Below are 12,673 nucleotides of genomic sequence, written 5' to 3' on the forward strand. Positions count from 1 at the left end.
GGATTGACGAGCACGCAAGGCATTTTGGGCAACTTCGGTTGCCCTTTTTTTTGTGTGCCTGGCGGCCTGTGGACCCACCCTGGTGTATGCGGTTTGAAATGTGTGCGGGCTGGCTCGCGAAGAGGCCCGTCCAATCGCACAATCTCTGCCCGTGTGACCTTTTTCCCGAGATGAACAAAAAAGGCGCGATCCTTTCGAATCGCGCCTTTTTCATTTTTCGCTGCCTATCAGCTACCCAGCACCATGGACGCCAGCCAGAACAATCCGGCCGACAGTGCCACGGTTGCCGGCAGGGTCAGCACCCATGCCAGCAGGATGGTTTTCACCGTCCCGCCTTGCAGGCCGCTTTTGTTGGCGACCATGGTACCGGCCACGCCCGAGGACAGAACGTGGGTGGTGGACACCGGCAGGCTGAAGATGTTGGCCAGGCCAATCATGCATGCGGCGGTGATCTGGGCTGACATGCCCTGTGCATAGGTCATGCCTTGCTTACCGATCTTCTCGCCGATGGTCTTTACTACGCGCTTCCAGCCGACCATGGTGCCCAGACCCAAGGCCATGGCGACCGCCAGAATGACCCAGAACGGGGCGTATTCGGTGGTGGTGGTCAGGTCTTTACGCAGTTTGTCCAGGTCAGCTTTTTCACGAGCCTGAAGGCCCGGCAGCTTGGCGACTTTCTTCGCGGTGTCGTCCAGGCAGAGCAGGTAGCGACGCACTTCGATGCGGCTGTCGGCCGGCAGCGAATGGTAGTCCGCTACACCCTTGAGGGTGTGGAGCAGGGCGGAGATGGTCGGTTCGGTCTGCTGCGGGTTGCAGCGGAATTTCTCCGGCAGGTCGCCTTCGACGCTTTTACCCAGGGCCAGGAACTCGCCGAGGGTTTCGGCGTTGCGCTGGTAAAACTGGCTCAGGTGCAGGGTGGCGTCGCGGGTACGTTCGATCTGATAAGTGGTGCTGTTCAGGTCGAGTACGAACTGAGCAGGCACGATACCGATCAGGACCAGCATGATCAGGCCGATGCCTTTCTGACCATCGTTGGAGCCGTGCACGAAGCTCATGGCCATGGCTGACATCACCAGTACCAGGCGATTCCAGAATGGCGGGTGCTTCTTGTCGTCGATCTTGCGGCGTTGTTCCGGTGTCTTGTGCATCTTCGACAGCGGGCGCCACCATTTCAGGCCAACCAGCACCAGGCCTGCAACCAGGAAACCGGCCATTGGCGAGAACACCAGCGAGGCGCCGATATCGATCGCTTTCTGCCAGTTAACCCCGTCGGCCAACGGAATATCGTTGATCAGGGCATTGGCCAGACCGACACCGAGAATCGAACCGATCAAGGTGTGGGAACTGGAGGCGGGGATACCGAAGTACCAGGTGCCAAGGTTCCAGGCGATAGCCGCGGCGAGCAACGAGAACACCATTGCCAGGCCATGGCCCGTGTTCACGTTGATCAGCAGTTCAACCGGCAGCAAGTGAACAATGGCATACGCCACGCCAACGCCGCCCAGCAGCACGCCGAGGAAATTGAACACACCGGAAAAGAACACCGCCAGATGAGGCGGCATGGCTTTGGTGTAGATAACAGTGGCTACCGCGTTAGCGGTGTCATGAAATCCATTGATGAACTCGAAGGCGAGGACAAACGTCAGGGCGAGCAAGAGGCTCACAAGCACCCAAGCATCCAGTCCGCTGAATAAATCGATCATGAAGGTTTTCTGACCCGGTCGTAAGGGGGCGCGATTATGCCAGAAAAGTCTCGAAATCGATGCCCTACCTGCTCATTGGTAACATTCTTCTTCTATTTAATTTGTTGCAGGGCGTTAAAACCCAGTGTTATGGAGGGTTTTTCAAGTCATTGATTTTATTGGTTAATATTGCTGATGGTGAGCATTTTTCAGGCAGTGTCGCAGGCTCAAACGCTTGTCTGAAATATCTCTGAAACCTGTCTGAAGCATGCCATTGGTCTGTAGGGCGGTGCATAGCCGCCGCTGCCCGCGGATAGCGGGCGGGCAAGGCATCGTCGATACACCGCGCTTGTAGCCGGTGCGCACGCGACCTTCGAAATAATCAAAACCGGTGGCTCATGGCTCTTCGGCTTTGAGTTCCTTTTCGATCTTTTCAATCTCTTGTTTGAAGACCTGATCCTGAACGGTGGCGCGCTTACGCCAAGGCTTGCGCTCCGGTTCGGGCTGAGCGGCGTAGGTGGTGACTTCCCCGCCATAAACTTCCTTGTAACGTTGTTCCTGGCGCTCAAGTTCCGCGCGCAGTTCGTCTTTCGTCACAGTGCTACCTGTTTGAGTTGAGATAAATATCTGGTGAAACGCACTGCAACGAATCAATTGAACAGACCCGTCGAGCGCGCCACGCCTGAACAGGCATTGGTGGCATCGGCAGGGCGATCAAGACTTCCGTGTTACAGGCGGCTACGGCACCAGATTAAAACTGACGCAGCATCAGTTTCCTGTTTCAGCGAGCGCTGGCGTTGCATGAATAATGAGCGTCAAGCGCTGGCTGGGGCTGACGACGATGGATATCGCGAAAGCCAGTGGCGACCTTGCTGATTAAAAAATCGCGGCCTCACTGGGGTGCATTATAGCGGCCGATTCAGGAATGACTATCTTTGCCAAGTTAAAAACGGTTCTGGATGTGTGATTGTTTTGTTACTCGCAACTTTTGTCGCTAGTTGAAGTGCAGGTAAATCGTTATTTGCCACGCGTTCTGTTTTTGGCGCCATTTACTCGATCAACTAAGGGGGCGATTGAGTGTGTCAGCGAAGTTGGGCGAGCGGATCAAGCGGTGATGCGGGCCTGCGGGTTTGTTGCGATTATCGGTCGGCGGTTCGATAATTGCCCGATCTTGAGGGGCGTTGCTTGTGTATTGGCCCGCGAGCCGTTTGTATAACCACTGATCCGAGCCGGATAAAGGACCTGAAATGAACGATCAAATGCGCAACTCCTTCACCTCCGTGGCGCCGCCGATCGTCGCCTCGCCGGCCAAGCGGATCCAGGCGTTGACGGGCGATCCGGATTTCATGACCTCGCTAGCCCGTGGCCTGGCCGTGGTGCAGGCGTTTCAAGAGCGCAAGCGGCACCTGACCATCGCCCAGATCAGCCACCGCACGGAAATTCCCCGCGCTGCCGTGCGCCGTTGCCTGCACACCTTGATCAAGCTCGGCTACGCCACCACCGATGGCCGTACCTACTCGTTGCTGCCGAAAGTGCTGACCCTGGGCCACGCTTATCTGTCCTCAACGCCGCTCGCCGTCTCGGCTCAGCCCTACCTCGACCGTATGAGCGAGCAACTGCACGAAGCCTGCAACATGGCCACGCTGGAGGGCGACGACATTCTCTACATCGCCCGTTCGGCGACGACTCAACGGCTGATTTCGGTGGATTTGTCAGTGGGCGGGCGCCTGCCGGCCTATTGCACTTCAATGGGCCGCATTCTGCTGGCCGCGCTGGACGACACGACCTTGGGTGAATACCTGGACCACGCCGAACTGGTGGCCAAGACCAGCCGCACGATTCACACGCCCCAGGCGTTGCTCGAATGCCTGCAAGAAGTGCGGCAGCAGGGCTGGTGCATCGTCGACCAGGAACTGGAGCAAGGGCTGCGTTCGATTGCGGTGCCGGTCTACGACGCATCAGGCCAAGTGGTGGCGGCGCTCAACGTCAGTACCCACGCCGGCCGCGTCAGCCGCAGCGAGCTGGAACAGCGCTTCCTGCCAGGCCTGCTCAGTGCCAGTCGCGACCTCAGTGCGCAGTTGTTCGCCTGATGAAGCTGTTCGATAAACGCACAGTGTTGCGTTTATCGAATTGACGCTAAAACCCTCGGATCATTAATGTCGCGGCAGCGTCATCCGGCGCTGACGTCAATGGCCTCGCCGGACTGCCGACTCCCATAATAATGACAAGAGGCAACTCTCCATGTGCACGTTCCCCGACTGTCACAGCTTCAGCCCGTATTGCCGGGTTCACCGCAACGCCTGATTCACACCTTCTATTCTTGTGACCGTGCCGCTCTGTGGCCGGCCGCCGTTCGACTGCGTTTTTTGCGTGGAATAAAAATAATGAACCAGCCTCAGTCCGCTGTAGGTCAATGCCTCGACGTGCAGACCTTCATCAATGCCCAACCGATCTCGCGCTATCAATGGCGGGTGGTGATCCTGTGTTTTCTGATTGTGTTCCTCGATGGTCTCGACACCGCCGCGATGGGCTTCATTGCCCCGGCGTTGTCCCAGGACTGGGGCATCGATCGCGCCAGCCTCGGCCCGGTGATGAGCGCTGCGTTGATCGGCATGGTGTTTGGCGCCCTCGGTTCCGGCCCGCTGGCTGACCGTTTTGGGCGAAAAGTCGTACTGGTGGGCGCGGTCCTGCTGTTCGGTGCGTTCAGCCTCGCGTCGGCGTACAGCAGTAATCTCGATCAACTGCTGGTGCTGCGCTTCTTGACCGGTCTGGGTCTTGGCGCCGGGATGCCCAACGCCACCACGCTGCTCTCGGAATACACCCCGGAGCGCAAGAAGTCGCTGCTGGTGACCAGCATGTTCTGCGGCTTCAACCTGGGTATGGCTGGCGGTGGATTCATTTCGGCAAAACTGATTCCAGCGTTCGGCTGGCACAGCCTGTTGCTGATCGGCGGGATTCTGCCGCTGATCCTCGCTGTCGTATTGCTGTTCTGGCTGCCGGAGTCGGCGCGCTATCTGGTAGTGCGTAACCGTGGCACCGACAAGGTGCGCAAGACCTTGGCACCGATTGATCCTGTCGTCGTCGCCCAGGCCTCAAGCTTCAGCGTGCCGGAACAGAAAACCGTCAAGGCCCGCAACGTGTTCGCGGTGATTTTCTCTGGCACCTACAGCGCAGGCACGCTGCTGCTGTGGCTGACCTACTTCATGGGCCTGGTCATCGTTTACCTGCTGACCAGTTGGTTGCCGACGCTGATGCGTGACAGTGGCGCGAGCATGGAGCAGGCGGCGTTCATTGGCGCGTTGTTCCAGTTCGGCGGCGTGTTGAGCGCGGTCGCTGTGGGATGGGCGATGGATCGGTTCAATCCGCACAAGGTCATCGGCACGTTCTACCTGTTGGCCGGCGTGTTTGCCTACGCGGTAGGGCAGAGCCTGGGCAACATCACATTGCTGGCGACGCTGGTGCTGGTGGCGGGGATGTGCGTGAACGGTGCGCAATCGGCGATGCCTTCGCTGGCGGCGCGGTTTTATCCGACGCAAGGGCGGGCGACCGGGGTGTCGTGGATGCTGGGGATTGGTCGTTTTGGCGCGATTCTCGGGGCCTGGATGGGCGCGACGCTGTTGGGCCTGGGCTGGAACTTTGAGCAGGTTTTGACGGCGTTGGTGATTCCGGCGGCGTTGGCGACGGCGGCAGTGCTGATCAAAGGGATGGTCAGTCACGCGGATGCGACGTGAGTTTAAAGGGTAAGAATATTTGTTGGATGTTCTGGCCTCTTCGCGAGCAAGCCCGTTCCCACATTGGAATGCATTTCAACCTGTGGGAGCGGGCTTGCTCCGAGCGGCGTTTCGGCGAAGCTTTTGCGGCCGATTGTTAGGGTGATAACAATCTGTTCGATAAACGAACACTCAGTCGGTTATCGGATTGTTTGGCGATTTTCCCAGGCTTAATCTGCAGTGACTCCGGCGCTGAACCTCGCGCCTTTTTATCACTGGCGATTCATTACAAAAACGGGAGCCCGCTCCATGGCTGAGATCCTTTCGCTGCACGACGCGGTGAAGCAATTCGTCAACGACGGCGACACGGTCGCGCTCGAAGGCTTCACCCACCTGATCCCTACGGCAGCGGGTCATGAAATCATTCGTCAGGGCAAGAAAGATCTGACGCTGGTGCGGATGACGCCTGACCTGATCTACGACCAACTGATCGGCGCCGGTTGTGCACGCAAGCTGATTTTCTCCTGGGGCGGTAATCCCGGTGTGGGTTCGCTGCACCGTCTGCGCGACGCGGTCGAGAAGCAGTGGCCGCACCCACTGGAAATCGAAGAACACAGCCATGCCGACCTGGCCAATGCTTACGTGGCTGGCGCCTCTGGCCTGCCGTTCGCGGTGCTGCGGGCTTACGCCGGTTCCGACCTGCCGAAGGTCAATCCACTGATCAAGTCCGTCACTTGCCCGTTTACCGGTGAGGTGCTGGCAGCCGTGCCTTCGGTACGGCCGGACGTGACCGTGATCCACGCGCAGAAAGCCGATCGCCAAGGCAACGTTCTGTTGTGGGGCATTCTCGGTGTGCAGAAAGAAGCGGCACTGGCGGCCAAACGCTGCATCGTCACCGTGGAAGAAATCGTCGACGACCTCAAGGCTCCGATGAACGCCTGCGTCCTGCCGACCTGGGCTCTGAGCGCGGTTTGCCACGTACCGGGCGGTGCGCATCCGTCCTACGCCCACGGTTACACCGAGCGTGACAATCGTTTCTATCAGGCGTGGGATCCGATCGCCCGTGACCGTGGGACGTTTACCGCGTGGATCAACGAATACATCCATGGCTGCGCTGACTTCAGCGAGTTCCAGGCCAAGTTGGCCGCTGCTTCGGAGGCCAAATAATGACGTACTCCACCAACGAAATGATGACCGTCGCGGCGGCCCGTCGCTTGAAGAACGGTTTGGTGTGCTTTGTCGGCATCGGCCTGCCGTCGAAAGCGGCAAACCTGGCGCGCCTGACGTCATCGCCGGACGTGGTGCTGATTTACGAATCGGGCCCGATTGGCGCCAAGCCCAGTGTGCTGCCGCTGTCCATCGGTGACGGTGAGTTGGCGGAAACCGCTGACACCGTCGTACCGACCGGTGAGATTTTTCGCTATTGGTTGCAGGGCGGGCGCATCGACGTCGGTTTTCTCGGCGCCGCGCAAGTGGACCGTTTCGGCAACATCAACACCACCGTGGTCGGCGATTATCACGCACCGAAAGTGCGCTTGCCGGGTGCCGGTGGCGCGCCGGAAATTGCCGGTTCGGCGAAGAGTGTGTTGATCATCCTTAAACAGTCGGCGCGTTCGTTTGTCGACAAGCTCGACTTCATCACCTCGGTCGGTCATGGCGAGGGTGGCGATTCACGCAAGCGTCTGGGCCTGCCGGGGGCCGGGCCGGTGGGCATCATTACCGACCTGTGCATCATGGAGCCGGAAGCGGGGACTCACGAGTTCGTGGTCACCGCGCTGCATCCGGGCGTCACCCGCGAGCAAGTGGTTGCCGCCACCGGTTGGGCGATCCGGTTTGCCGACGACGTTGAAACGACTGCGGCACCGACTGACGTCGAACTGACCGCGCTGCGTGATCTCGAAGCGCGCACCGCCGCCGCCCATGGCCAGGCACCGGGAGAAGCATGATGCGTGATGTGTATATCTGCGATGCGATTCGTACGCCCATCGGCCGTTTCGGCGGTGGTTTGTCTGCCGTGCGTGCCGATGATCTCGCCGCCGTGCCGATCAAGGCGCTGATGGAGCGCAATCCGTCTGTGGACTGGAGCGCGATCGACGAGGTATTCCTCGGCTGCGCCAACCAGGCCGGCGAAGACAACCGTAACGTCGCACGTATGGCGCTGCTGCTGGCTGGCTTGCCGGAAACCGTTCCGGGCGTAACGCTCAATCGTCTCTGCGCTTCGGGCATGGATGCGATTGGTACGGCGTTCCGCGCCATCGCCAGCGGTGAGATGGAGTTGGCGATTGCCGGCGGCGTCGAGTCGATGTCCCGCGCGCCGTTCGTGATGGGCAAGGCCGACGCGGCGTTCTCTCGCAACATGAAACTGGAAGACACCACGATTGGCTGGCGTTTCATCAACCCTTTGATGAAAGCTCAGTACGGCGTCGATGCGATGCCGCAGACCGCTGATAACGTTGCCGACGACTATAAGGTGTCGCGTGCGGATCAGGACGCTTTCGCCCTGCGCAGCCAGCAACGGACTGCCGCCGCGCAGGCCGCCGGCTACTTCGCTGAAGAGATCGTCGAAGTGCGGATCGCCCACAAGAAGGGCGAAACCGTGGTCAGTCAGGATGAACACCCGCGTGCGGACACGACACTTGAAGCGTTGGCCAAACTCAAACCGGTCAACGGCGTGGACAAAACCGTCACCGCCGGCAATGCCTCGGGCGTTAACGACGGCGCCGCGGCGTTGATTCTGGCCTCGGCTCACGCCGTGAAAAAACATGGCCTGACTGCCCGCGCCAAAGTGCTGGGCATGGCCAGTGCCGGCGTTGCCCCTCGGGTGATGGGCATCGGCCCGGTGCCAGCGGTTCGTAAACTGATCGAACGGCTCGGCGTGGCGGTCAGCGATTTCGACGTGATTGAGCTCAACGAAGCGTTCGCCAGCCAAGGCTTGGCGGTGCTGCGTGAACTGGGGCTGGCGGATGATGCCGCAAAGGTCAACCCCAACGGTGGCGCGATTGCCCTGGGGCACCCGTTGGGCATGAGCGGTGCGCGGCTGGTGCTGACTGCGTTGCATCACTTGGAAAAGACCGGTGGCAAGAAAGGTCTGGCGACCATGTGCGTCGGTGTCGGCCAAGGCCTGGCCCTGGCCATCGAGCGCGTCTGACGCGCAGCGGCAAGAAAAAGAACTGAGGAAAGCGAAATGACTGACAAGCCTGGTTACCGTCGCCCGCAGGAAGGCACCCAGCCTGAGTACCTGCACCCGACCTACCAATCCACCAATTTGCGCTCGCCGTCGAAGCCTTTGGTGTATCTGCCACATTCGTTGTCGGAGATCACCGGGCCGACCATCGGTGCCGAGCGTGTGGCTGAAACCGACAACGATCTGACGGCTCAGCACAGCGGCGAACCGCAGGGCGAGCGCATCATCATCCACGGCCGGGTCCTGGACGAAAACGGTCTGCCGGTGCCGGGGATTCTGGTGGAGATCTGGCAGGCCAACGCCGCCGGTCGCTACAACCACCCGCGCGACCTGCACGACGCACCGCTGGACCCGAATTTCACCGGCACCGGCCGCACCGTGACCGACGCCGACGGCTGGTACCAGTTCCAGACCATCAAGCCCGGCGCCTATCCGTGGGGCAACCACCACAATGCCTGGCGCCCGGCGCACATCCACTTTTCGCTGTTCGGGCCGAGCATCCTCACCCGGCTGGTGACGCAGATGTATTTCCCCGGCGATCCGCTGCTGGCCTACGACCCGATCTACAACTGTGTACCGGACACGTCGGCCAAGGAGCGTCTGATCGCTGCTTTCGATCTGGAAAAAACTGTTCCTTCCTATGCTCTCGGTTACCGCTGGGACATCGTGCTGCGCGGCCGTGAAGCCACGCCGATGGAGAAATAAGATGACCCTGACTGCAACCACGTCCCACACCGTCGGGCCGTATTACCACATCGGCCTGACCTGGCTGAACCGCGAACACCTGGCTGTCGAACAAACCCTCGGCGAGCGCGTGGCGATCACCGGGCAAGTCGTCGATGGCAACGGCGACATCGTCAACGACGCCATGCTCGAAGTCTGGCAAGCCAATGCGGCCGGCAAATACGACCATCCGGAAGACGAACAGGACAAACCGCTGGACCCGCACTTCGAAGGTTTCGGCCGCGTACCGGTGGATGCCGAAGGACGCTTTCGTTTCACCACGATCAAACCGGGCACGGTCGAGGGTTTGAAGGGCTCGACCCAGGCGCCGCATCTGGTGGTGTTGGTGTTTGCTCGCGGGTTGGTCAAGCACTTGCTGACGCGGATTTACTTCGAGGGCGACCCGGCGAACGTGAATGATCCACTGCTCGAATGCGTACCGGCCGAGCGCCGTGGGACATTGCTGGCCAAGCCGGATGCGGCGGGTGTCTATCAGTGGAATGTGGTTCTGCAAGGCACTGACGCCGAAACGGTGTTCTTCGATTATTGAAGAACGCCTCCCCGCTGATCGTCCCCGCGCTCTGCGGGGGACGGATATCTCTGTGGAACGGGAGTGTTGCAAAGTATGTCTAGACTCTCACTGTCCCTATTGAATGAAAAACAATGACAACCATCACTTCCCATTACACTGGCGAAGAGCGCAGCAAGCGTATCTTCGCCATCGTCGGTGCCTCGTCCGGCAACCTTGTCGAATGGTTCGACTTCTACGTCTACGCCTTTTGCGCGATCTATTTCGCCCCGGCGTTTTTCCCCTCCGACAACCCCACGGTGCAGTTGGTCAACACCGCGGGCGTGTTCGCCGCCGGGTTCCTGATGCGACCGATTGGTGGCTGGATCTTCGGTCGTCTGGCGGACAAGAAGGGCCGCAAGGCCTCGATGATGATCTCGGTACTGATGATGTGCTTCGGCTCGTTGCTCATCGCCTGTCTGCCGACCTATAACACCATCGGCGTATGGGCGCCGTTGCTGCTGTTGTTCGCGCGGTTGCTGCAAGGGCTGTCGGTGGGCGGCGAGTACGGCACCACGGCGACGTACATGAGCGAAGTGGCGCTCAAGGGGCAGCGCGGGTTTTTCGCCTCGTTCCAGTATGTGACGTTGATTGGCGGGCAATTGCTGGCGGTGTCGCTGGTGGTGATCCTGCAACAGTTCCTGACGGAAGAAGACCTGCGTGCTTATGGCTGGCGGATTCCGTTTGTGGTCGGCGCGGCGGCGGCGGTGATTTCCTTGCTGCTGCGACGTTCGCTGAAAGAAACCAGCAGCAAGCAAATGCGTGAAAACAAGGACGCCGGCAGCATCACCGCGTTGTTCCGTGACCACAAAGCGGCGTTCATTACTGTGCTGGGTTACACCGCGGGTGGTTCGCTGATTTTCTACACGTTCACCACTTACATGCAGAAGTACCTGGTGAACACTGCTGGCATGCATGCCAAGACCGCCAGCTACATCATGACCGGCGCACTGTTCCTGTATATGTGCATGCAGCCGCTGTTCGGCATGCTCGCCGACAAGATTGGCCGACGTCATTCGATGCTCTGGTTCGGCGCGCTCGGCACGCTGTTGACCGTGCCGATCCTGCTGACGCTCAAAAGCGTCAGCAGCCCGTTCCTGGCCTTTGTGCTGATCACGCTGGCACTGGCCGTCGTGAGTTTCTACACCTCGATCAGCGGTCTGGTGAAAGCCGAAATGTTCCCGCCCGAGGTGCGCGCCCTTGGCGTTGGCCTGGCGTATGCGGTGGCGAACGCGATCTTCGGCGGTTCGGCGGAATTCGTCGCTTTGAGCCTGAAAGCCGGCGGCATGGAAAACGCCTTCTACTGGTACGTTACGCTGATGATGGCGGTGGCCTTCCTGTTCAGCCTGCGCTTGCCGAAACAGGCTAAATATTTGCACCACGACCTCTAACCCGAAACGCGCGGGCCAATGTGGCCCGCGCCAGCAAGGACTTCTATGACTCAGCGACCGGGCAATCAATTGTTCGATGCCTATTTCACTGCCCGCGATATGCGCGACGTGTTCTGCGATCAGGGCCGGGTGCAGGCGATGCTCGACTTCGAAGCGGCGCTGGTCCGGGCCGAAGCGCGTGTGGGGTTGATTCCGACGAGCGCTGTTTCACCCATTGAAAACGCCTGCAACGCCGGGCTCTATGACTTCGCCGCGTTGGGCGAGGCGATTGCCACGGCGGGCAATTCGGCGATTCCATTGGTCAAGGCGTTGGGCAAGCAGATCGCCGCAACGGATGCCGAGGCCGAGCGTTATGTGCATTTGGGCGCCACCAGTCAGGACGTAATGGATTGCGGGTTGGTACTGCAATTGCGTCAGGCGTTGGCGTTGATCGAACGTGATCTGGCACAACTGGCGAGCTCGTTGGCGGTCCAGGCACAACGCCACGCCGCAACACCGCTGGCCGGGCGCACCTGGTTGCAGCACGCGACACCGGTGACCCTCGGCATGAAGATCGCTGGATGGCTGGGCGCCGTCACGCGCAGTCGTCAACGTCTGCGCGAACTCAAGCCACGTTTGCTGGTGCTGCAATTCGGCGGCGCGTCGGGGACACTCGCGGCGCTCGGTGAACAGGCCTTGCCGATTGCCCAAGCCTTGGCCCAGGAGCTGCAACTGACCATGCCGGAACAACCGTGGCACACCCAGCGCGATCGCGTGGTCGAGTTTGGCGCGGCACTGGGATTGATCGCCGGCAGCCTCGGCAAGCTCGGGCGCGACATCAGCCTGTTGATGCAGACCGAAGTGGCGGAAGTTTTCGAACCCTCGGCGCCGGGGAAGGGCGGTTCTTCGACCATGCCGCACAAGCGCAACCCGGTTGGGGCTGCGGTGCTGATCGGCGCGGCGACGCGGGTGCCGGGCCTGGTCTCGACATTGTTCAGTGCCATGCCTCAGGAACACGAGCGTAGCCTCGGTCTGTGGCATGCCGAATGGGAAACCCTGCCCGAGATTTGCTGCCTCGTTTCGGGATCACTGCAACAGGCGCGATTGCTCGCTGACGGCCTGGAAGTGGACGCTGCCCGTATGGCCCGTAACCTCGAATTGACTCAAGGGCTGGTGCTGGCCGAAGCGGTCAGTATCGTCCTCGCGCAACGGGTCGGTCGCGACACCGCGCATCACTTGCTCGAACGATGCTGCAAACGTGCGGTGGCCGAGCAACGGCATCTGCGTGCCGTGCTCGGTGACGAGCCAGAAATCACCGCCCAACTGAGCAATGCTGAACTGGATCACTTACTCAACCCCGCCCACTACCTCGGACAGGCACACGTCTGGGTCGAACGGGCGGTGGCCGAACACAACGCTTTGACTGTCTGAAGGAG

At 60.2% G+C, this 12,673-nt stretch carries 11 protein-coding genes; 9 read left to right on the top strand and 2 right to left on the bottom strand.

Annotated elements, in window-relative coordinates:
• Positions 1 to 227: 227 nt before the first annotated feature.
• Both AACY18_RS20965 and AACY18_RS20970 read right to left on the bottom strand, forming a co-directional pair.
• A complete protein-coding gene (locus AACY18_RS20965) occupies positions 228 to 1,703 on the bottom strand; it encodes an inorganic phosphate transporter (RefSeq protein ID WP_339430663.1) in 1,476 nt (491 codons plus the stop codon).
• Between the two features lie 375 nt (positions 1,704 to 2,078).
• A complete protein-coding gene (locus AACY18_RS20970) occupies positions 2,079 to 2,279 on the bottom strand; it encodes a hypothetical protein (protein ID WP_221731414.1) in 201 nt (66 codons plus the stop codon).
• A gap of 650 nt (positions 2,280 to 2,929) precedes the next feature.
• On the opposite strand from AACY18_RS20970, the gene pcaR reads away from it, so the two are divergent.
• From pcaR to AACY18_RS21015, 9 genes are all read left to right on the top strand, one after another.
• Positions 2,930 to 3,772, top strand: coding sequence for a pca regulon transcriptional regulator PcaR (gene pcaR, locus AACY18_RS20975; RefSeq protein ID WP_339430664.1), 843 nt, complete (start codon positions 2,930 to 2,932; stop codon positions 3,770 to 3,772).
• A 294-nt stretch (positions 3,773 to 4,066) separates the two neighbouring features.
• The gene (locus AACY18_RS20980; protein WP_339465965.1) at positions 4,067 to 5,413 is read left to right on the top strand and encodes an MFS transporter; all 1,347 of its coding nucleotides are present in this window, start codon (positions 4,067 to 4,069) and stop codon (positions 5,411 to 5,413) included.
• 288 nt (positions 5,414 to 5,701) lie between these two features.
• Positions 5,702 to 6,559: a CoA transferase subunit A gene (locus tag AACY18_RS20985; protein ID WP_339430666.1), complete on the top strand. Its 858-nt coding sequence runs from the start codon at positions 5,702 to 5,704 to the stop codon at positions 6,557 to 6,559.
• Positions 6,556 to 7,338, top strand: coding sequence for a CoA-transferase subunit beta (locus tag AACY18_RS20990; RefSeq protein ID WP_339466015.1), 783 nt, complete (start codon positions 6,556 to 6,558; stop codon positions 7,336 to 7,338). Before AACY18_RS20985 ends, AACY18_RS20990 begins: the two co-directional genes overlap by 4 nt.
• Positions 7,335 to 8,540, top strand: a complete 1,206-nt coding sequence (gene pcaF / locus AACY18_RS20995; protein ID WP_339430667.1) for a 3-oxoadipyl-CoA thiolase — start codon at positions 7,335 to 7,337, stop codon at positions 8,538 to 8,540. Before AACY18_RS20990 ends, pcaF begins: the two co-directional genes overlap by 4 nt.
• 36 nt (positions 8,541 to 8,576) lie before the next feature.
• Positions 8,577 to 9,281 (top strand): protocatechuate 3,4-dioxygenase subunit beta, encoded by a 705-nt coding sequence (pcaH, locus tag AACY18_RS21000; protein WP_339465967.1) that lies wholly within the window; start codon positions 8,577 to 8,579, stop codon positions 9,279 to 9,281.
• 1 nt (position 9,282) lies between these two features.
• Positions 9,283 to 9,849, top strand: coding sequence for a protocatechuate 3,4-dioxygenase subunit alpha (pcaG, locus tag AACY18_RS21005; RefSeq protein ID WP_339465968.1), 567 nt, complete (start codon positions 9,283 to 9,285; stop codon positions 9,847 to 9,849).
• Between the two features lie 113 nt (positions 9,850 to 9,962).
• The gene (locus AACY18_RS21010; protein ID WP_339430670.1) at positions 9,963 to 11,258 is read left to right on the top strand and encodes an MFS family transporter; all 1,296 of its coding nucleotides are present in this window, start codon (positions 9,963 to 9,965) and stop codon (positions 11,256 to 11,258) included.
• Between the two features lie 45 nt (positions 11,259 to 11,303).
• Positions 11,304 to 12,668, top strand: a complete 1,365-nt coding sequence (locus AACY18_RS21015; protein ID WP_339465969.1) for a 3-carboxy-cis,cis-muconate cycloisomerase — start codon at positions 11,304 to 11,306, stop codon at positions 12,666 to 12,668.
• Positions 12,669 to 12,673: the final 5 nt, after the last annotated feature.

It is taken from the genome of Pseudomonas sp. EA_65y_Pfl2_P74 (genome assembly GCF_963970575.1).
Classification (GTDB): Bacteria; Pseudomonadota; Gammaproteobacteria; order Pseudomonadales; family Pseudomonadaceae; genus Aquipseudomonas; species Aquipseudomonas baetica_A.